A 21,620-nucleotide genomic window follows, 5' to 3' on the forward strand; every position below is an offset into this window, starting at 1 on the left:
TTTTCGTCTTATATAGAATAAACGGTTTCACTTTGCTTATTCTTAAATAAAGAGACTCCTTTTAATATACTAGACTTATCCCAAGAAATCAATAGTCAAGTTAAATCTTTGTTTCCATTCCTATATTATTAACAATTTGTACACAAAATCATTCTATCAATATATATGAATTAAATGAGATATATAAGCGTTGTTGACTTTTTTCTTTAGCATCTAGGGTCTTTACCGCTTTCATTTGTCATGGGGTTTCATGTATCATTGCCTTTTCAGCAATCTTTATGATACATGAAACCCCTAAGACAAATAGAAACGCAAAAATGTCGTGATAAGATACCTTGAGGCTAGCACTCAAGGTATCCTATCACGCCCATATCCAACCCTATAACGCAGTTTATTATCTCTAACCTGCTTTTTCCCATATACGTACAGCAATAACCGTCATATCGTCATTAACCTGTCCGCCAGCTTTTTTTCTGGCTGACTCCAGAATATAATCTGAAATATCCTGAGGGTTTCTGCTATCACATTTCTTCAGTGCTTCTTCCACCCACTTTTCCTTGTCAATGGTTTCATCGTCACTGTCTAATATACCATCTGTGACCATTACCACCATATCCCCATCTTTTAATTGTTTATTGGTGGATTCACTTTCAACATGATTGAGCATACCCATTGGTAAAGAGGTTGATCCAATAACATCAATTTTATTGCCACTTTTTATAAAGGATGACACCGCACCTATTTTAACAAACTCACACATACCTGTGTACCGGTCAATGACGCTCATATCAAGCGTTGAGAGGGTTTGCTCACTGGATTTCAACACCAGTATGGAGTTCACCATTTTTATAGCTGTTTCACCATCAAATCCGGCTTCTAAAAGCTGTTCCATAAGTTCAATGGTTGCTTTACTTTCTTTGAATGCTTTTAATCCCGTACCCATTCCATCTGAAAGCGCAACAATGTCTTGACCTTTTGGCAGGTTTAAGAAAGAATAACTGTCACCTGATACATCTTTATCATCTTTGCCTACTCTTGATACGCCTTTTGCAATGCGGTATACCTCACTTTCTATGAACCTTACATCGCTGTAGGCTGCATCGGATATGTATTTACATCCGTCCTCCATACGCATCCTTTTCTTGGTATATTTATTAACGACAGGGGTCACATCCCTCATAGACCGACTCTTGTCCCCTTGGTACTTTAATTTCATACCCACTTCCATCCGGCCGTTGTGGGTTTTATACACAACAACATCTTTAACCAATATATCTTCTTTAGAAAGTTCTTCCATGATAGACGTTTCCAGTTCTTCATTAAACGCCATGTTTTTGTAAAGATTGTCCCCTAGTTTCTCAATGATATGGGCCACAGAATGGAATTGCTGGGATATAAGCTCCCTATTTTCTGCAATTCGATTTTCCCATGCCATGTTCATTTTGTAGATTTCAAATAAGCGATTGGTGGTCGCAATAAAATCCTCTGTATGAATGCATTTGTTTAAAAAACCATTCGGTATATCATCTCTCGTTATCTGGTTCTTGTTTTCAATCGCGGAAAAAATACTAAACACTGTCCGATAGGTATCATAAAATTCTTTTTGCCAGCACATCTGGCACATGCTACAGTTTTTACATACTTTTTCCGCCACATCATCTAATAGCTTATTGACTTCCTCTGTGGTTAAATTTTCTCGACGATCGGATATATCCTCAAACGTCTTTGCAATGTTATGAAATGACGCTGAAAAATGGGCGAGTTTTTCATTGATTATACTTTGGACTTTATCAATATGCCTGTCTTCCGAAACCATCTCTTTTTTCATGGTGTAGATCTGTTCTTTTTCACTGGGTAATATAGCAAATATACCCACACTGACAATCAGGGCTTTTACAATCTGAAAATCCAAATTAAGGGGTGAAAAGAAATACCATAGGCCAATGGTGCCCAGTGAAAAGCCGATCATACTACCCACTTTACCAAGTTCCCTAAATAAGGCTGATAAGATACCAATCATACCAAAAATACCAACTATTTCTGCATCATATTTTCCCATAAGTACTAATACTATCCCCGAAACCACCCCAATAACAGCACCCGTACCAATTCCGTGCCGATAACCTAAGATCAGTACCACTGAGAAAATCCAAACTTCAATGAAGCCAAACCCTAAAACTGTTATACCTGCTATACCGGCTACAGCCGTTCCCATAATGATGGCTTCACTAATGAGCACCTCATTGGTTACTTTGTTCTCATCATCATGTTCTAGAAGGTACTTAACGCCTCTGCCATATATGAGTACCAAGGCTAATATGGCAATGGCTTCAAGAAAAGCTGCAAAAAACATATGCCCTGCATTTTGCCCCATAACTGCTGCGGACATGGATACCACTAAGCAACTGATGGCACTGATGATTCCCTCATGAATGAGCAGCATCTTCTTCCCACGTATTTCTACAATGGAATTAATGGCCACAATGACAATCATGATCATTAAATATTTCAGTACATCAATAGCAGGCATAACTGTAATAAGCCCTAACAGTACGGCTAAGAAAATACCCAACCTGTTTTTCTTATCGATATACACGGCAGAAAAATAAGCCATGGCCATGGGGTTCATATTGGTAAAGATAACCGCCCGCCCCAGCATCATTCCTAGAATATAGATAAACACGATTTTAAGGATACGAAATGCTTGTCTCATATAAATATCTTTTTTCTGTAACAACGGATGACTTCTGCGGAATCCAACATCTACTCGTTCCATTCTTTTCTCCCCTTTGCAAAATTCATTTGGTGAGACCTCATTATACAGACCGTTGTCTGAATTGTTTGTCATAACTTGTATCCAAAATAAAAAAAGTTTTAGACAAATTTTCTCATGAAGCTGTTCACCATCGAATAGAGGAACCCCTATTATTTTAACAAGTTAGAATGACACGGCGTTTTCCTATAAGACATAAAAAGATGAAGGTTTATTCATCACCTTCATCCTCATTTATAAAGATTATTTCACCGGGTTTAACAAGTCCAAACTTTTCTCTTGCTAATTCCTCGATATATGCATCAGATTTCATGTATTCACGCTCTTGTAATAATTCAATATAGCGCTCCCGCTCTTCTTCAATCTGTCTCTCTAGGGCTAACTTTTCTTTTTCTTGTTTTTTATTATAGGTGTATAGGCTGGTTATTTGTATACTCACAACCACAGTTAGTAACATGAGAACAAGTGTGGCAAACAGCATAGCCCTCTTTTTTCTTCTGTAACTTTTCTTCTTCATGTGGTATCCTATCCCCCTTAATTATAACCCTATCTTCCATAAAGACTTCTGGCTATTTCTTCTTTCGTATAATCTTCAAACTTCTTTTTACTTTCTTATATTTTATTATCAACCATTTTCCAAATTTTTTCAAGCGTTTATATAATTTTTTACCCAAGAATGTGATGGGTTTTAATAATAATCTTATTGGAAGCCATAGAATATGTAGTATACCTTTAACAATTTTAACTATAACGTGATAGATTTTCATAAATACGCATAGAACCAGTTTGCTGACAAGTAAAAAGTATAGGGTTAAGCCTAGAACGACCCCTAGACAAAGAAAACCTCTTAGACTGCCATCGTTATGATGAAAGATCTCCAAAAAGATAATAAAGCTGCTGACAACCCAATAGATAAAATCCTGAAGGCTCACTAACCACCTTGGATGCTTTACCATTCTTCTGAAGACCCGAATAAGGTCATAGAGAAATCCTAAAAAAACACCGTTGAGTATAGCTAATAAAAAGTTAATCCCTTGTGTGCTTACGAAATTATTCATACCTCACACCTAACCAAATAATTTTGACATCCATGAACCTTTTGAACCATAACGAGCACCATCGCTATATTCTAAGCTATCGATTTGTCCATCAAGGTCTAATTCTTCTTTATCAAGATTAAGCCTATTGACATGCAGGTCCATTCCTTTAATGGTAAGCGTCCCCATTTCTGTCTCAATGATCACAGCATCTGTATCAAAAGAAATGACATCTGTTACCCCTGTAATTGAAACCCTCTCTCTGTCATTAATGACCAATCGATGGTGGGTATTACTGTTTACCTTATCTTCCATCATTCAACCTCCTCTTAATGTGGATAACCTATAATTCATTATATTAACCACTTAAGAGATTTATTCGAAGGGTTCGTACAAATGTAGCAAAACAGGGCTATCACATATAAGCATATGGGTTAAATCATCGTAACCATAAGCCCTTGAGAACTTATGATCACAAAAAATCCAACTTCCATATTACTTATAGGATAACCCTGCTTAAAGATTAGCTATAAGTATTTAAACATCTCTTTTGCTTCTTCTTTTCTAACGGTTTCTTTTACGATTAGTACTTCTACTTTAACCACTTTATCGCCGAATTGAATCTCAATGATATCGCCTTCTTTCACTTTGGTTCCTGCTTTAGCCACTTTATCATTAATCTTAATTCGACCCGCATCACAGGCTTCATTGGCGACGGTACGTCTTTTTATTAACCTTGAAACCTTTAAATATTTATCTAAACGCATGTTTTTCGCTCCCTCACTTCATAAGTTATAAGCAACTCTACTTCATATGCTATATCAGAGAACTTTCTTATACAATTAAAAAATCTGCACCTAAGTGCAGATTTTAAGTAATAGTGCTTTTTAATTAACGACCATTTACAGCGTCTTTTAAAGCTTTTCCTGCTTTGAAGCGAGGTGCTTTAGAAGCAGCGATTTGCATTGGCTCGCCTGTTTGTGGATTTCTTCCTTCTCTAGCTGCTCTTTCAGTCACATCAAATGTACCGAAACCAACTAATTGGATTTTACCACCTTCGCTTAATTCTGCTGATACTACATCGATAAATGCCTTTAAAGTTTTTTCTGCATCTTTTTTGCTTAATTCAGTTTTTTCTGCAATAGCCGTAACTAATTCAGCTTTGTTCATAATAACTCCTCCTCTACTTTAATATTGTTTATTTTGAACAAAGGCGCAATAACGCGCTGCTAAGAATGATTCTTAGCTTTATAAACAATCGTTTTTACGATTATTTCTTATTAATTCTTTTTGCTGCTCCCACAACTTGTCCAATTGTGTTATTGTCATGTCTCTTATGCTTAAACCTTGTTGTTTCGCTAAGTTTTCGATTCCCTCAAATCTATTTATAAACTTTTCTGTAGCATTTGTCAAGGAAAATTCAGGATTTAATTGAAAAAATCTTGATATATTCACTATAGAGAAGAGTAAATCACCATATTCTTCAGAAATGTGGCTTAAATCTTCACTATTGATTGCTTCCTGTAACTCACTTAGCTCTTCATGAACTTTGGACATGGCTTCATCTATATTTTGAAAATCAAACCCTACATCCCTGGCCTTTTTTTGGACTTTTGCAGCCCTCATAAGCGCTGGCATAGCTTTCGGAACTTTCTTCATATCGTCGCTGTAGGATACATGATTTTTTTCAATTTTCTTAATTTCATCCCATTTGATGGTTACTTCATCAGGTGTTTTTTGCTCTTTTGCTTGAAATACATGAGGATGCCTTCTAATCAGTTTCTCACATATGCCATGAATCACATCATCCACTGTAAAGACGTGATTATCTGATGCTATTTGAGAATGAAATACGACATGTAACAGGATATCGCCTAATTCTTCCTTCAGATTATCCATATCTTTATTATCAATGGCATCTAAGACCTCATAGGTTTCTTCTAATGTGGCATTTCTAAGGCTATCATGGGTCTGAACCCTATCCCAGGGGCAACCATCATCACTTCTTAACAATTTCATAATGTTCAACAGGTCTTGGAAAGAATATTCTTTACTAAACATGTCTGATTTTGTCATAAAAATCATTCCAATCAGATATTATATACCAAATTATAACATAAAATCCCAGCTGTACAAACTAATTTTTAATAATTTTTCCTTAATATTTAAAAATTAGTTTGTTCTATTTATTTTTTTTTAATATTTTATAGGTCCATTTCTATATGAAATAGATTAAATGCACTAGTTATGCTGGTTACAATACTCTATTCCTATTTTTCCCATTTATTAAACTTATAAAACATCAAGCAAAAAATAAGGCTGAGTAAATGAACTCAGCCTACTTTTATTGTTCCATCTGCTTCCCTAAAAAGCCCGCAGCTGAATGAGCCAGTTTTGTTTCTACTTCTCCCATTTTTGCCTTGGAATCTTTGCTAAGAAAAATAACAGCACCTATAGCATCTCCTTCAGAGATAATTGGTGTTATAACTTCTGAAATGTATTCTTCATTTCCATTATCGTAGAGTATATCTATAAATTTCTTTTCATCTTTATTCGCTAGTATGGTTTCTCGCTCTGTGATTGCTTCTTCTAATTCTTTACTGATTTGTTTTTCTAAAAACTCTCTTTTTGAACCACCTGATACAGCAATAACTTGGTCTTTATCGGATATGCAAATAGTATGTCCTGTTGTTTGAGCTAGAGCTTCAGCATACTGTTTAGCAAATGTTCCTAATTCACCAATGGGCGAATATTTTTTAAGTATTATCTCTCCATCTTTATCTGTGAAGATCTCTAATGGATCACCTTCTCTAATGCGTAAAGTTCTACGTATTTCCTTCGGTATTACAACTCTACCAAGGTCATCTATTCTTCTTACGATGCCTGTTGCTTTCAAATTATTTCCTCCTTTAGATAGTCATCACAAAGCTGTCAATAATAGTATGCAACAATTTTGCTATTATATTCATAATTTGACAGTTTTGTAAAAGAGACTATTGACTTAATCCTTAGAAATAATCTTTTTTAGCACAACGTTTTGAAGCAAGCTAAAGGACTAAGATTATTTCTTAGTCCTTATTATTAGATATTTATTTTCTTTTCATTCAACGTTTTTTGTTAATTGGTATTTTTGTTAATATTACCGAAAACATCTATGTTTTCCCATAGGTTTTCATTGAGGTCTATTTGGGTGTCACTTTTCCATTCTTCATATATCCCATTAACGACATCCTGTTTTAACGTTTTAATGGCTTCTTCCTTGAGTAAAGCTACCCATTGGTTAAATTGCTCTTGATAATTTTTTATTTCATCATCTGTTGGATGGATATAATCAAGTATTTTAAATACATGATATCCTTTCTCGTCTTTAAGAACGGGCGAAATTGCATCAATATCCAAATCCCCTAGTTCTTTAAATGCATCTGGAAGCGCACTGATTGCCAAAACAGTTTCTCCATTATTTTCTTTGTCACCTTCTGAATATTGCTGTACAAGTTCCACAAAATCTTCACCACTTTGTGCTTCTTGGTACACGCGTTCAGATTTCTTCTTGGCATCAGCCACCCGATCTTTGGGTAATGGCTGATACTTACCATCATCATCTTTTTCATGTGTTTTTAGCGTTATCTGCTGTACCCTTATTTTTCTAAGGAATCGCTTCTCGTCTACAGCATTTAATTGGGCATATGCCTCATTGGCCATGAGTATATCATTGATATCTTCTTCATGTGGCTCGTATTCACTTATCATTTCATTTTCAACTTTGCTGGCAAAGTTGAATTCCTTATAAGACTTAATCACATTATCTTTTGTAAGGTGATACCTTTCTATTTCATCTGCTTCTAGGCTCTCATAATAATTGATCGCTTGCTGTTTTGCCTCTTCCAATTCTTCTTCTGTTAAACTAATCCCTATTTCACCTGATTTGCTCACATAAATCTTTCTTTTTGCTATGCTGTCCAAGACAGCTAATTTGGCTACTTCTTCTGCCTTTTTCCCACCACTAAAATCATCGTGGTCCCAGACATCTTCTCCACCATATTTTTCAAACTCCTTCTTTACCTGTAATAAATACAGCATAACCTCATCAACCGTGACATCAGCATCTCCAATGGTCATGACAACCTCACGATCTGATGTGACAGCATCGTCCTTATTATCTACCTTAGGACTCCTACACCCCGCTAAAAAGAAGATGCACATGAAAAGCAGCATAGCCTTACTTATCCACTTGTAGGCGCTTTTCATTATTCTCTCTCCTTACCCAAAAAGCATGAGTACCTTCACGAACTCATGACCTTTCAATAGTATCGACATAAAATGCCCCCATAGACATCTTATTTGTCATATACTCATTATAGTTTAAACCCCCTAATCCTTCAAATCTTTTATGTCCTGTAACACATTTTTAATATGTCTGAAAAATTGTTTTTTGTCATTTCGCTTCATTTTATAGGTAAAGTAAGGCACTTTATTAATGGTAAAGAATAAATCATGACGATATTTCTTCAGCAATTCTGGTATTCTATCCGGATTAATTCTAGCATCTTTTTTCGTTTCAAATTTAATCTGTTCCCCTTTTTGTTCAATGTTAATAATATCTGCACGGTTACCCATGGCTTTAATCAGTGCAATCTCTAATAGATTTGCAACAGATTTTGGCAGATCACCATAACGGTCTTCCAGTTCTTCCTGTATATCATAGTAATCCTTCTCATCCTCTATACTTGCAATCTTCTTATACGCTTCTAATTTTCTAATCTCATCCCGTATATATCTGGGTGGTATAAAAGCATCTACATTCAGTTCTACGGATGTATCAAAAGATGCTTCTACCTTCTCGTCGTGCACTTCATGGATGGCCTCTTCTAGAAGTTTACAATAGAGGTCATAACCAACAGCTTCCATATGACCATGCTGCATGGCACCTAAAATATTACCAGCACCACGAATTTCAAGATCACGCATAGCAATCTTAAAACCAGAACCAAACTCTGTAAACTCACGGATTGCTTGTAACCTTTTTTCTGCTGTCTCTTGAAGAATTTTATCTTTTTTGTAGAGAAGATATGCATAAGCTACACGATTAGACCGGCCTACACGTCCTCTTAATTGATAGAGCTGGGATAAGCCAAGTCGGTCTGCATCTTGAATGATAATGGTATTGGTGTTTTGAATGTCAAGACCTGTCTCGATAATGGTGGTACACACCAATATATCAATATCCCCATTGATATAGTCAAACATGATGTTCTCAAGCTCTCGTTCGTTCATCTGGCCATGAGCGTAGGCAACACTGGCTTCAGGTACCATTTTACTAATCCAATCGGCTATTTCATCAATTTTTTTCACACGATTATAGACATAATAAATCTGCCCATCACGTGCTAATTCACGATAGATCGCATCTTTGATGAGTTCTTCATTATGCTCAAGAACGTAAGTTTGTATAGGGTGTCGCTCTTCTGGTGGTTCTTCTAGCACGCTCATGTCACGAATACCAATAAGGCTCATATGAAGGGTTCTTGGTATCGGTGTAGCTGTTAACGTTAAGACATCTACATTTTCCTTTACATGCTTAATTTTTTCCTTATGGCTCACACCAAAACGTTGTTCCTCATCAATGATAAGAAGTCCTAAGTCTTTGAAGACCACATCTTTTGAAATAATACGATGGGTACCAATGAGTATGTCCACTAATCCCTTTTTTGTATCCTCAATAATTTTTTTCTGTTCTTTTGCACTCTTGAACCTGGATAGCATTTCTACCCTAACAGGGAAATCCTTCATCCGCTGTACAAAGTTATTAAAATGCTGTTGGGCTAAGATGGTTGTGGGCACCAGGTAAGCCACTTGCTTATCATCTTGTACCGCTTTAAAAGCACCACGTATGGCTACTTCTGTCTTACCATAGCCTACGTCTCCACAGATTAAGCGATCCATGATCTTCTTGCTTTCCATGTCTTTTTTTGTATCTTCAATGGAAATTAATTGATCATCCGTCTCTTCATAAGGGAACATTTCTTCAAATTCCTTTTGCCATACTGTATCTTGTGTAAACCGAAAGCCCTCCCTGGCCTGGCGCTTGGCATACAAATCAACCAAGTCCTTGGCTAAGTCTTCTACCATCCCTTTAACGCGGCTTTTTGTTTTCTTCCACTCTGCTGTCCCTAGTTTATGCAGCTTAGGCTTTTTGCCCTCTGCCCCTATATATTTTTGTATCACATCTAACTGACTGGTTGAAATATAGAGGTTTCCATCGTCTCGGTAAGAAATTTTAATATAATCCTTACTGACCTCATCAATCTCTATCTTTTCTGTTCCTCTAAAAATACCGATGCCGTAATTCTCATGAACCACGTAATCGCCTACTTTTAAATCGGTGAAGCTTTCAATTTTACTGCCTTTGAATTTCTTCTTTCGGGTCTTCTTCCTCTTGTTACTCTTACCAATTAAGTCTGTTTCCGATACCACAACAAATTTAATAAGCGGGTATTCAAACCCCTTATGCAAGCTGCCGCAACTGACAGCCACTTTGCCTCTTGGAATATCACGATCAAGCTTGGATAGATAATAAGCATCGATACCTCTATCTTTTAAATCATTGGTCAATCTTTCAGCCCTCGTTTTTGATGCTGTCAATAACAAGGTCTTGTACTGATTATGACTCCAATACTTAAGATCTTTTTCCAATATTTCCATACTTTTATGATAAGGATTAATGGATTTTACTGACAGATTGACACTGTAATCATAGTGGAATCGATCGGTTTTTTGCTGTAAGGTACTCATGAGCACCTTGGTATAGGCATCCAATTTATGCAATAATTCGCCCATAGAAATGAGTATTTCTGTCTGTCCTTGCAGAAGATAGCCTTTTTCATACCTGTTGATGATACTCTCTGAAAATTCCTTATGGATACTATCAAAACGTTCTTTTATACGTATGGGCTCATCCACAAAAACAAGGGTATCTTTTTCAAAATAATCTAGGAACGATACGGTTTTATCGTAGAAATATTCCACAAAACCTTCAATACCATTAAAAGATTTTTGGTGGGTGATTTTATCGATAATGGTGGTACTGGACTGCTTAATCCGTTCTACCTCTTCCTGCTTACCAGCCTTCTCAAAAACGTTGATCATATTATCTCTGTCTGTTTTTATATGCTTAATAGCTTTGTCAATTCGGTCTTGATGAACAACCACTTCTCTGGCCGGATATATTTCCACTTGGTCAACCTTATCAATAGAACGCTGACTTTCAACATTCATCATGCGGATGGAATCCACCTCATCATCCCATAATTCGATTCGGTAAGCATTTTTTTCTGTAAGGGGATAGATATCAATAATGCCGCCCCGTATAGCAAATTGTCCCTTACTTTCTACTTGTGTGACCCTTTCATAACCCATAAACATAAATTCTTCACTAATGGTGTTAGGATCCCATACGGTACCTACCTTACACATCATGATTCGGGCTTCTAAAGCCTCTTTACTGATTAACTTATCCATCAATGCTTCAAGGGATAAGATAACGGTATAGCCATCTTGCTCATTCATGGCTTTTATAATACACATACGCTGCCGAATAATATCATTGCTATGTACATCAGCATTGTAGAAAATAAGATCTTTAGCAGGGTACAATAACACTTCTTTTTGCTCAAAGAATTTCATGTCCTCATATATTTCTCTAGCCCGAAGTTCATTATACGTGATAATGAGCTTGCATCGCTGTTGACCTATAGCATGCATCAGGTGGCATTTTTCAGAATCAATGGCGCCTGTTATATAAATAGGACGATGTTCTTTATTGACTTTTTTAATGGCATTACTAAAAGCCTCTAATTCGCTTAAAGGTTGTACGAGTGTTTTCAAATCATCACATCCTGTATTCTATTAGGTTAAACTACAAATAGTAGACATAATCTCTTTCGCGTTATAATGGCATAACCATTTTATCTTTCCAAATTGCTTTCATATGGATTAAGGTGCAGCTAAAAATTTCCCTTACTGCTGTATTTCCCATGTTTGATATAACTTAATAGCATATGGAAAACACATCACATAAGCGATTATTCTAAGCAAACGTCCTGAAATTCGATGACATACTAAGTGCGAAAATTGATTGATAACGATAACATATTATAGTATATACAAATCATTATATATTATTTCACAGTAATTTTAAACATACTAATTGTAAAAAAGCCCAAAAAATACTCTTTGGTCAGCAAAACCAAAGAGCTTTTGGGATAAAGTTTATAAAAAATTCTAAAATTAGAATTCTTTAGCGTTATAATATAAGAAATTATCAAAGTTTTAACATACCAATCAAGAATTGTTCACCATCATGTCCATCAATAAAAGTGTATCAAAAAACTTCCCTCTTCGGTGGCCAGGCTGCCACTTGTTACTATCTAACAAAAGGCCCTATAGCTTTGCGTCCCATTCTTTCAAATGGTTTGCTATTATCGGTGAAAAGCAATTCTAATGGTTTATTTAATTTCTTGTAAAATTATATCATATTTTTGTAGGAATATCAACATATTTTACATAGAATTATTTGAAATAACCCATAATTCGATTAATATTTCGTTAATCAAGAATTATAGACTACTTTTTTTACGTAAAATAGTCCCATCTCGAAATGTTTTATTCGCAATCTCTTTTTATTTTCACATTGTAGATATTCATTGCTTTATCAACACCATCACCAAGGATACACGCTATAGCATCACTTGCTTTTTTAATTTCATCTACGATTTCTTTTATTTCTGTATCACTAAAACGGCTCAAGACATGGTCCTTTAGGTCCCATTCAGGGGACTTATTACCTATCCCTACACGAATCCGTGTAAATGCATCGGTACCAAGATGCCTAATAATACTCTTCATACCATTATGCCCACCTGCACTACCCTTTTTGCGAATACGCATGGTGCCTACTTCAAAACATATGTCATCGTAAACAACAATAAGGTCTTGTTCTGTACATTTATAAAAATCCATAATAGGCCGAACGCTCTCACCACTAGCATTCATATAGGTCTGGGGTTGAACCAATAACACCTTATGACCAGCGATATGTCCACTACCAATAATGGCTTTATACTTCTTTTTATTTAGTTTTATTTGATTTTCATAAGCTAAGCGCTCAATCACTTCAAAGCCTACGTTATGCCTTGTAGCGGCATATTGCATGCCCGGATTACCTAATCCAACAATTACATACATGCCTATCACCTTTCTTAGCCATCACCTTTAAAAGCCCTAGTATCCATATTCACTAGGGCTTTTACAAAGTACCATATTTTCAAGTAATAGTCAACTTTAAACGAATAATTTAGATACAGATTTGTTGCAGTGAATACGATGGATTGCTTCTGCTAGAATCTGAGCAACCGTTAATTGCTTAATCTTATCTATTTTTTTCTCTTTTGGAAGAGCAATGGTGTCAAGTACAACTAATTCTTTAATGTGAGATTTTTGGATTCTCTCAATGGCAGGTCCTGATAAAACAGCATGGGTACAACAGGCATAGACTTCTGTAGCACCTTGCTCTTTTAATGCATTCACCGCATTACAGATTGTCCCAGCCGTGTCGATCATATCGTCAACCAAGACAACTTTTTTACCTTTGATATCCCCTATTATATTCATCACTTCTGATACATTGGCCTCTGGTCTTCTCTTATCGATGATGGCCATAGGAATATCCAGTTTTTCTGCAAAAGCACGTGTTCGTTTAACACTACCAATATCAGGAGAAACCATCGCTACATTATCTAAGTCGTTTGCGAACTTTTCTTTGTAATATTTTACAAACAGTGGTGACCCAAGCATATGGTCCACAGGAATTGTAAAAAACCCTTGAATCTGAGCACAATGTAAATCCATCACAAGACCACGATCTGCTCCAGCTGCTTGAATTAAGTCGGCAACCATCCTGGCACTGATTGGATCTCTTGCTCTAGCTTTTCTGTCCTGTCTTGCATAACCATAATAAGGAATGACTGCTGTAATACGTCCAGCAGAAGCTCTTCTTAGGGCATCAATCATGATTAAAAGTTCCATAAGATTATCGTTTACTGGGCTTGATGTAGGTTGAACAACGTAACAATCGACACCTCGAACAATTTCATCAATTTTTACATAGGTTTCCCCATCGCTGAATTGTCCGACATCTGCTTTTCCAATGGTTAATCCTAAGTCTGCTGCTATGGCCTTAGCTAGTTCAGGGTTAGCATTACACGAGAAAATCTTGATGCCGTCATTGTTCCTAATTGTACTTGTCATTATGAATCCTCCTATAATATTTTTAAAACATAAGGAAATCATTCCTAATCTAGAAATAATTTCCTTACATAAAAGTTATCTGTTTCTTTTTACCCATTCTTCCATGTTCACTTGGCGTGCTCTGCCTATACCCAAGGCATAAGATGGCACATTTTTTGTAATGGTAGAACCTGCAGCCGTATAAGCAGATTCTTCTACTTTAACGGGTGAAACTAAATTGGTATTACAGCCTATAAAGGCATTATCTTCAATGGTGGTACGGTGTTTCTTCTCTCCATCATAATTCACAACAACTGATCCACAGCCAAAATTCACGTGATTACCAACATCTGCATCACCCACATACGTTAAGTGGGATGCTTTGGTATAATCACCCATGGTTGCATTTTTAATTTCCACAAAGTCACCTATTTTTGCATGATGTCCGATAATGGAACCTGGACGTATATAAGCAAAAGGTCCAACCGTCGTATAATTACCTATCTGGCTGTCTAAAATGGTTGATCCATCCACATTGACGTATTCCCCAATATGTGAATCCACAATACGACAGTTCGGTCCAATAATACAGTTTTTCCCTATAGTAGTCTTGCCTTCAATATGGTTATTTGGATAGATTGTTGTATCAGCACCAATGGTTGCGTCCTTGCTGATATAAGTATGCGATGGGTTCATAATGGTAACGCCATTTTCCATATGCTGAAAATTAATTCTCTTCTGCATAATGGTTCCAGCTTGATAGAGTTGTACTTTGGAGTTGACACCTAAAATATCTTCATACCGGTCACTGATCATAGCGTTTACATTCAAACGTTTCGCCATAATGGATTTCAAAGTGTCTGGAAGATAGTATTCACCTTGTGCATTATCATTGGATAATGTTTTTAAGGCTTCATTTAATGCTTTTGCATCAAAACAGTACATGCCTGAATTAATTTCACAAATCATTTTTTCAGATTCTGTGGCATCTTTATGTTCTACACTTTTGATAAAAGTATGTGTTTCGTCTCTTATGATCCTGCCATAGCCTGTAGGATCCTCTACGATAGTCGATAACAAGGTTGCTGCGTTATCATGTCTAATGTGGTAATCGACCATCTTCAATAATGTATCTTCTGAAATTAACGGCGTATCACCAAACAGAATTAATACATTGCCTTCGTTTCCAATAAATTCTTTTGCCTGCATAACAGCATGGCCTGTCCCCAATTGGTCTTCTTGTAAAACAAATTCCACATCATACGATACCGCCTTCTTTACAGTATCCGCTTCGTGTCCTATAACAACACAAATATCATCTGCACCAGCATTTATTGCTGATTCAATCACATAATCCAACATGGTCTTTCCAAGTATTTTATGTACGACCTTAGGTAATTCCGATTTCATTCGAGTCCCTGCCCCAGCTGCCAATATCACTGCTTTTAGTTTACTCATGTTCTATACACCACCTTAGGCTTTTCATTAACCCTCACCATTTTACACCACTTGCACCATATATGCAAGGTATAATTGTAACAAATATCTAACGAGCGCACTGTCAATTCCTGTGACTTTTTATATGGCTTATGCCTATGTTTTCCATCTTACATCCCATTAAAAATGACGCTGCAAACGCCCCTGTAAATCCAATTTCAAACGATATTTTCCTCCTAACATCACGAAAGGCACTTTCACAAGGAAAGTGCCTAATAGCTTATTCTTCGTATGTAACAGCTATTTCATCTGCTGCGCCATCATCTGTAAGCATCAGTGTTTCATACTTTTCAAGTACGCTTTTTTGAATCTTTTCTCGCGTGTCTGAATTAATTGGATGTGCAATGTCTCTGAATTCCCCATCCAATGCCTTACGGCTTGGCATTGCGATAAATAAACCTTTTTCGCCTTCAATTACTTTGATATCATGAACAACAAATTCATTATCAAAAGTAACTGATACTACTGCTTTCATTTTTCCATCTTTGGCAACTTTGCGTATTCTCACATCTGTAATTTGCATGAGTTAACCCCTTTCCGTAACTTGTTGTTAAGGGGAGAAGAGTCCCCCTCTACTTTTAAATTTGCCTTCTGTAATAACTCACAATAATTATATTACATATTTCAGAAAAGTTCAATGTTTTTTTATATAATTGTGCGTTTTTTCATTATTTATCAGAACTACATATCTTTAGCATTCCTCTTTACAACTATTTTGATTTTTCCTGTATCCCCTTTAACTAGGCTGTTATCCTTGATTATAGCGCCTGTATCCACAATACAATTTTCTATAAAACAATTATTGCCTACATAAGCACCATCTAACAAAATGGTGTTTTGAATTACTGAATTTTCACCAATAAAAACTTTCGGAAAGAGAATGGATTTTTCCACTTTCCCATTAACAATACAACCGGCTGAAACCAAGGCATCATGCACAATAGCGCCATAATTGTACTTTGCTGGCGGTTCGTCTTGAACCTTGGAAACCACATGGGGATACTGTCTAAAAAAGTAGTCTCTGTAACTTTTTGTCAGAAAATTCATGTTGCTTTGGTAATAAGATTCCATACTATTTATACAACTAAAGTATGTGTTATGAAGATAGGCGTATATTTTCTTTTTCTTTCGATAACGAATGATTAAGTCATGAACAATATCATAACGTTCATCTTGAGCGATTTCTTCAAGCAATTCAATGAGTAATCGCCTACGAACCACATAAACCCCTGTGGATATGGTCCTTCCAATAGGTTCTAATGGTTTTTCTTCAAACTCCATAATTCGATGATTTTCGTCAAGTTGAACCACGCCATATTTTCTAATATCGTCCTCACAAGCCGATAGGTCCTTACAAACAACCGTCATATCTGCTTTTTTCTTTACATGATAAGCTAATATTTTATTGAAATCCATCTTACATATGACATTACCCGACGAAATAATCGCATAAGGTTCATGGCTATTCTTAAGAAAGTCAATGTTTTGATAGATGGCATCGGCTGTCCCTCGGTACCAGAGGCTTTTATCATGGGTACGATAAGGTGTAAAGACGAATAGACCGCCTTGTTTTCTACCAAAATCCCACCATTTTGAAGAACTTAGGTGTTTCATAAGGGACCTTGAATTGTATTGGGTAATGACAGCAACCTTCTTAATATCTGAATTGGTCATATTACTAAGAGCAAAATCAATGGTACGATAACTGCCAGCTATAGGCATAGCCGCCAATGCACGATGATTGGTTAACGCATGTAATTTCTCATTCTTACCGCCTGCTAATATTATACCGATGGCTCGCATCACTTCGCCCCCTCTTTAATAATAGACCCGCCACTTAACAGTTCATTATTTTGAAAATCGTCTTCTGTTAACGTACCGTATAGAGCACAATTCTTACCAATGGATATACCATCAGGTATGCTTGTACGTTCACCTATAACGGTAATGCCTGTATGGTAAAGTTCTGGGTATGCTTCACTGATGATGTTTTCCCCTTCCCCAATGGCGACTTGAGAACCGATATCGGTTTCCTCGGATATAATACTCTTGTAGATATGACAATCGTCACCAATGGTTGTATCACTCATGATAATGGAATCTATAATCACGGTACCTTTACCAATACACACATTAGAACCAATAACAGAATTATAAATTTCCCCTTCTATCTGGGACCCTTCACCAATGATACACGTCTCAATGACTGCCTGTTCAGCAATGTATTGAGGCGGCAGAATTTCATTCTTGGTGTAAATCTTCCAATACACTTCATACAAGTTAAAATCAGGAATCAGTTTAATCAATTCCATATTGGCTTCCCAGTAGGCATGAAGCGTTCCAACATCCTTCCAGAACCCATCAAATTGATAGGCATATAATCTAAATCCTTCTTTTAATAAATGAGGGATCACATGTTTCCCAAAGTCATTGTTCGGATACATCTCATCTGTGACCGTAATGGCCTCTCGGAGAACTTTCCAACTAAAAATGTAAATACCCATGGAAGCTAAATCGCTTTTTGGTTCTTTTGGTTTTTCATCAAAAGCAACAATACGCTGGTTCTCATCTGTGTTCATAATACCAAAACGGTGAGCCTCTTCAATAGGCACCTGCAATACAGCAATGGTTGCGTCTGCTTCATTTTCAATATGCTCATGCAACATTTTTTCATAGTCCATTTTGTAAATATGATCTCCAGATAAGACAATGACATATTCTGGTTGATAATAATCGATGAAATGAATGTTTTGATAGATAGCATTAGCCGTTCCTGAATACCAAGTACCTTCCTTATCTTTTATGTAAGGCGGCAAAACACTTACCCCTCCATAATTTTTGTCAAGATCCCATGGAATACCAATACCAATATGACCATTTAGTTTGAGTGGTTGATATTGGGTTAACACCCCCACTGTATCAATGCCTGAATTAATACAATTACTTAATGTAAAATCGATGATCTTGTATTTCCCCCCAAAAGCTATTGCTGGTTTCGCTACATGTCTTGTCAGAATGCCTAAACGACTTCCTTGGCCTCCTGCTAATAACATGGCAATGATCTTTTTTTGTTTCATTGCTCTCCTCCTAACCATTTATCTTGTAAAATTGTCGTATCTTTTTAAGCTTATCCCATAAAGGTGCTTATTATATTAATACCACTTTTGGTTAGAGTTTATTACTAATTTTTTACGAAACAGCAAGCATTTTAAAAAGGATTAAAAAACCAAGGATGATATGCATGTCTTATCTGCACCATCCTTGGCATTTTTGGATTCTTTATTCATTTAAAAGTCTATTCTTCTTGCTTAACTCTTCGATAGATGCGAATGTTTTCTTCTCGCTCATCAATACCATCGAATTCTAACAAAGCATAATAATCTTGAATGAGTTTTTCAGAGGGTTTCTTGGTTGCCATCACAACGGCTATACCCACCACTTCTGCTTCCAATTCTTTCATCAGGTCTGTAATGCCCTTAGCTGTTCCGCCTGCCTTCATAAAATCATCGACAAAGAGTACTTTTGCTCCCTTTGGTATGGAACGTTTTGCAATGGCCATGGTGTTGATTCGCCTGGATGAACCGGCTACATAATTCATCTGAATGGTTGTTCCTTCTGTCAATCTAGCTGATTTCCTCACCACAATCATGGGTATATTCAAAACCTGAGCTGTCATAATGGCTAAGGGTATGCCTTTGGTTTCAATGGTTACCACGTAGTCAATTTTTTGTCCTAAGTATGGAGCTGCCAATGACTTGGCAATTTTCTGCAATACATTAGGGTCGTAGAAGATATCATTCATGTACAGATAACCACCTGGTATTATTCTTGACTTATCTTTGATACGTTGACATAGTTCCTCACATATAGCCTCTATCTGGCTGTCGGTTAATTTGGGGTTATAATAGATCCCCCCTGCCGCACCTGGAACAGAATGAATTTCACCCAAATGAAAACGTCTAAAGACATCTTCAATCACATCCATATCTTCACTTAGTGTTGATTTTGCACAATCAAGCTTTTCTGCAAAATGGTTCAAGGTAAAGATACTTTTTGGGTTCTCTACCAAAGTTTTCGTAATCACCGCAATACGATCCGTTTTACTAATTTTTTTACCCACAACAATCTCCTTACTTCCTCTATCGTAATTTTTCTATACATCATCTTATTTATTCCTACATTATATATAAGTCAAAATAGGCCATATGCTCATTATGTTTTCATGCTGGAACATTTTGCTTTTATTTCATCCTATATATTCCTTCCATCTATTATGAAACTATACATATTCCTTATCCTAGCTCCATATGAACGCTTAATCCCTATAACTTAATGCTATAAGTATATCATAAGACTTGTCCCTTCGCCACAGATTTCAAGGAATACATCTGTGCATGTCTACTATCTAGAAATTATATCCGTTAATTTGTGGATAATACTTTAAAAAAATCCATTGAATGGTTATAATAATAGTAAAAATAATTTGCTTATGATGGGTCTAGCATATTGTCATCTTCTGGTGCATATGGTAATATGAACCCTTCACATCCCAAAAATAAACCCTAGGATTTAAGATAATAAGGAGTGCTATCATGTATATAATTGATTTTAACCAACCTTTAACCGTTCACTTCATTGGCATTGGTGGTATTAGCATGAGTGGTCTTGCGGAAATATTGCATATGCGACATTTCCGTATATCCGGTTCCGATTGGACTGATTCCGATATAACCGAAAAGCTAAAAAGCCTTGGTATGAACATCGCCATCGGGCATCATTCATCTAACATTACCGATGATATACAGCTGGTCATCTATACGGCTGCTGTCAAAGAAGATAATGTTGAATATATAGAAGCAAAGAAAAAAAATATTCCACTTATGGACCGTGCCACCTTACTGGGTCAGATGATGCGCAATTATACTTACCCCATCTGTGTCTCTGGTACACACGGTAAAACAACAACCACGTCCATGGTGTCTCATGTATTGCTCAGTGCTAAGACCGACCCCACCATAACCATAGGCGGTATGTTAGATGTCATTGATGGCAATATTCGGGTTGGTGAATCTGATTATTTTGTTGCAGAATCCTGTGAATACTGTGATAGCTTTTTGAAATTCTATCCCTATATTGGTATTATTCTCAATGTTGAAGCTGACCATCTGGATTACTTTAAAGATATCCACCAAATAAGACAATCTTTCCATGCTTTTGCAGATCGTATACCAGAAGATGGTTATCTGGTCATTAATGGGGATATTGAGAACTGTGAAGCCCTTACTGACAATCTATCTTGTCACATAATGACTTATGGCCTTGATCCTTCTTTTGATTTTAGTGCTAAACATATACAGTATGATGCTATGGGTAATCCATCGTATATGCTCTATCATAAAGGTAAAGAAATACGAGAAGTTCAGCTTCAAGTAAACGGTATTCATAATGTGTATAATTCCTTAAGTGCCATTGCAACGGGTTTCATCCTTGGTTTAGATATGGAAGCCATCTGTCAAGGTCTATATAATTTTACAGGTACTCAGCGTCGTTTTGAATACAAAGGGGATGTACGTGGCGTGCATGTTATTGATGACTACGCTCATCATCCTACAGAAATTGAAGCCACACTCACAGCTGCTAGTAAATATCCACATGATAAATTATGGGTGGTTTTTCAACCCCATACGTATACTAGAACCAAAGCCCTATTGAAAGATTTTGCGACATCCCTTACAAAAGCAGACCATGTTGTTTTAACCGATATATATGCCTCTCGAGAGAAAGATACAGGGGATATTCATGCAAAAGATTTATTGTCTGAACTTACTAAACTCGGAAAAGAAGCGCATTATTTTTCATCATTTGATGAAATTGAAATCTTTTTATTGCAAAATTGTTATCCAAATGATCTGTTGATAACTATGGGTGCGGGAGATGTGAGAATCATTGGTGAGGAACTTATTAATGGTTAGTTATCCACATTATCCACAATGTTGTCAACAGGCACTTTGTGATTAGGCTTGGCCAAT

18 protein-coding genes and 1 riboswitch are annotated in these 21,620 nt (G+C 36.4%); of the genes, 1 reads left to right on the top strand and 17 read right to left on the bottom strand.

All coding sequences use genetic code 11. From position 1 onward, the window contains the following. Positions 1–400 precede the first annotated feature (400 nt). The 17 genes from spoIIE to purR all read right to left on the bottom strand — a co-directional run bounded on the left by spoIIE (position 401) and on the right by purR (position 19,711). Entirely contained in the window at positions 401–2,776 is a 2,376-nt protein-coding gene (gene spoIIE, locus HZI73_RS00185) for a stage II sporulation protein E (RefSeq protein WP_212696280.1), read from the bottom strand. 208 nt (positions 2,777–2,984) lie between these two features. Continuing rightward, the gene (locus tag HZI73_RS00190) at positions 2,985–3,290 is read right to left on the bottom strand and encodes an FtsB family cell division protein (RefSeq protein WP_212696281.1); all 306 of its coding nucleotides are present in this window, start codon (positions 3,288–3,290) and stop codon (positions 2,985–2,987) included. A 52-nt stretch (positions 3,291–3,342) separates the two neighbouring features. Next, positions 3,343–3,831: a spore cortex biosynthesis protein YabQ gene (yabQ, locus tag HZI73_RS00195; protein WP_212696282.1), complete on the bottom strand. Its 489-nt coding sequence runs from the start codon at positions 3,829–3,831 to the stop codon at positions 3,343–3,345. 9 nt (positions 3,832–3,840) lie between these two features. Further along, a complete protein-coding gene (gene yabP / locus HZI73_RS00200; protein ID WP_330619663.1) occupies positions 3,841–4,128 on the bottom strand; it encodes a sporulation protein YabP in 288 nt (95 codons plus the stop codon). Positions 4,129–4,337: 209 nt separating this feature from the next. Next, positions 4,338–4,577 carry an RNA-binding S4 domain-containing protein gene (locus HZI73_RS00205; RefSeq protein ID WP_212696283.1) on the bottom strand — a complete coding sequence of 80 codons (240 nt, stop codon included), beginning with the start codon at positions 4,575–4,577 and terminating at the stop codon, positions 4,338–4,340. A 124-nt stretch (positions 4,578–4,701) separates the two neighbouring features. After that, positions 4,702–4,980, bottom strand: coding sequence for an HU family DNA-binding protein (locus HZI73_RS00210; protein WP_212696284.1), 279 nt, complete (start codon positions 4,978–4,980; stop codon positions 4,702–4,704). Positions 4,981–5,058: 78 nt separating this feature from the next. Then, on the bottom strand, positions 5,059–5,886 hold the full coding sequence (mazG, locus tag HZI73_RS00215; protein WP_246552298.1) for a nucleoside triphosphate pyrophosphohydrolase: 828 nt from the start codon (positions 5,884–5,886) through the stop codon (positions 5,059–5,061). Between the two features lie 268 nt (positions 5,887–6,154). Then, the gene (gene spoVT / locus HZI73_RS00220) at positions 6,155–6,706 is read right to left on the bottom strand and encodes a stage V sporulation protein T (RefSeq protein WP_212696285.1); all 552 of its coding nucleotides are present in this window, start codon (positions 6,704–6,706) and stop codon (positions 6,155–6,157) included. 221 nt (positions 6,707–6,927) lie between these two features. Then, positions 6,928–8,058, bottom strand: a complete 1,131-nt coding sequence (locus HZI73_RS00225; RefSeq protein WP_212696286.1) for a peptidylprolyl isomerase — start codon at positions 8,056–8,058, stop codon at positions 6,928–6,930. Positions 8,059–8,181: 123 nt separating this feature from the next. Next, a complete protein-coding gene (gene mfd / locus HZI73_RS00230) occupies positions 8,182–11,694 on the bottom strand; it encodes a transcription-repair coupling factor (RefSeq protein ID WP_212696287.1) in 3,513 nt (1,170 codons plus the stop codon). A 512-nt stretch (positions 11,695–12,206) separates the two neighbouring features. Continuing rightward, a riboswitch (cyclic di-GMP riboswitch) is annotated at positions 12,207–12,296 on the bottom strand. Between the two features lie 175 nt (positions 12,297–12,471). After that, complete coding sequence (pth, locus tag HZI73_RS00235; protein ID WP_212696288.1) at positions 12,472–13,053, bottom strand: aminoacyl-tRNA hydrolase; 582 nt, start codon at positions 13,051–13,053, stop codon at positions 12,472–12,474. A gap of 96 nt (positions 13,054–13,149) precedes the next feature. Then, on the bottom strand, positions 13,150–14,115 hold the full coding sequence (locus tag HZI73_RS00240; protein WP_212696289.1) for a ribose-phosphate diphosphokinase: 966 nt from the start codon (positions 14,113–14,115) through the stop codon (positions 13,150–13,152). Positions 14,116–14,190: 75 nt separating this feature from the next. Continuing rightward, a complete protein-coding gene (gene glmU, locus HZI73_RS00245; protein ID WP_212696290.1) occupies positions 14,191–15,552 on the bottom strand; it encodes a bifunctional UDP-N-acetylglucosamine diphosphorylase/glucosamine-1-phosphate N-acetyltransferase GlmU in 1,362 nt (453 codons plus the stop codon). 259 nt (positions 15,553–15,811) lie between these two features. Continuing rightward, positions 15,812–16,114, bottom strand: a complete 303-nt coding sequence (spoVG, locus tag HZI73_RS00250) for a septation regulator SpoVG (protein WP_212696291.1) — start codon at positions 16,112–16,114, stop codon at positions 15,812–15,814. Between the two features lie 158 nt (positions 16,115–16,272). Beyond that, positions 16,273–17,394, bottom strand: coding sequence for a glucose-1-phosphate adenylyltransferase subunit GlgD (glgD, locus tag HZI73_RS00255; RefSeq protein WP_212696292.1), 1,122 nt, complete (start codon positions 17,392–17,394; stop codon positions 16,273–16,275). After that, positions 17,394–18,668, bottom strand: coding sequence for a glucose-1-phosphate adenylyltransferase (locus HZI73_RS00260; protein WP_212696293.1), 1,275 nt, complete (start codon positions 18,666–18,668; stop codon positions 17,394–17,396). Before HZI73_RS00260 ends, glgD begins: the two co-directional genes overlap by 1 nt. A gap of 218 nt (positions 18,669–18,886) precedes the next feature. Continuing rightward, complete coding sequence (purR, locus tag HZI73_RS00265; protein ID WP_212696294.1) at positions 18,887–19,711, bottom strand: pur operon repressor; 825 nt, start codon at positions 19,709–19,711, stop codon at positions 18,887–18,889. A gap of 472 nt (positions 19,712–20,183) precedes the next feature. On the opposite strand from purR, the gene murC reads away from it, so the two are divergent. Continuing rightward, entirely contained in the window at positions 20,184–21,563 is a 1,380-nt protein-coding gene (gene murC, locus HZI73_RS00270; protein ID WP_212696295.1) for a UDP-N-acetylmuramate--L-alanine ligase, read from the top strand. Positions 21,564–21,620 lie beyond the last annotated feature (57 nt).

This window comes from Vallitalea pronyensis (assembly GCF_018141445.1).
GTDB classification, from domain to species: Bacteria; Bacillota; Clostridia; order Lachnospirales; family Vallitaleaceae; genus Vallitalea; species Vallitalea pronyensis.

Bases quoted from the DNA above. Each gene is read 5' to 3' on its own strand.
- HZI73_RS00240 (WP_212696289.1), bottom strand. From the start codon at position 14,115: ATGACAAGTACAATTAGGAACAATGACGGCATCAAGATTTTCTCGTGT.
- murC (WP_212696295.1), top strand. From the start codon at position 20,184: ATGTATATAATTGATTTTAACCAACCTTTAACCGTTCACTTCATTGGC.
- HZI73_RS00210 (WP_212696284.1), bottom strand. From the start codon at position 4,980: ATGAACAAAGCTGAATTAGTTACGGCTATTGCAGAAAAAACTGAATTA.
- spoVG (WP_212696291.1), bottom strand. From the start codon at position 16,114: ATGCAAATTACAGATGTGAGAATACGCAAAGTTGCCAAAGATGGAAAA.
- spoIIE (WP_212696280.1), bottom strand. From the start codon at position 2,776: ATGGAACGAGTAGATGTTGGATTCCGCAGAAGTCATCCGTTGTTACAG.
- HZI73_RS00205 (WP_212696283.1), bottom strand. From the start codon at position 4,577: ATGCGTTTAGATAAATATTTAAAGGTTTCAAGGTTAATAAAAAGACGT.
- HZI73_RS00225 (WP_212696286.1), bottom strand. From the start codon at position 8,058: ATGAAAAGCGCCTACAAGTGGATAAGTAAGGCTATGCTGCTTTTCATG.
- yabQ (WP_212696282.1), bottom strand. From the start codon at position 3,831: ATGAATAATTTCGTAAGCACACAAGGGATTAACTTTTTATTAGCTATA.
- HZI73_RS00190 (WP_212696281.1), bottom strand. From the start codon at position 3,290: ATGAAGAAGAAAAGTTACAGAAGAAAAAAGAGGGCTATGCTGTTTGCC.
- glgD (WP_212696292.1), bottom strand. From the start codon at position 17,394: ATGCGAGCCATCGGTATAATATTAGCAGGCGGTAAGAATGAGAAATTA.
- HZI73_RS00260 (WP_212696293.1), bottom strand. From the start codon at position 18,668: ATGAAACAAAAAAAGATCATTGCCATGTTATTAGCAGGAGGCCAAGGA.
- glmU (WP_212696290.1), bottom strand. From the start codon at position 15,552: ATGAGTAAACTAAAAGCAGTGATATTGGCAGCTGGGGCAGGGACTCGA.
- mazG (WP_246552298.1), bottom strand. From the start codon at position 5,886: ATGACAAAATCAGACATGTTTAGTAAAGAATATTCTTTCCAAGACCTG.
- pth (WP_212696288.1), bottom strand. From the start codon at position 13,053: ATGTATGTAATTGTTGGATTAGGTAATCCGGGCATGCAATATGCCGCT.
- yabP (WP_330619663.1), bottom strand. From the start codon at position 4,128: ATGATGGAAGATAAGGTAAACAGTAATACCCACCATCGATTGGTCATT.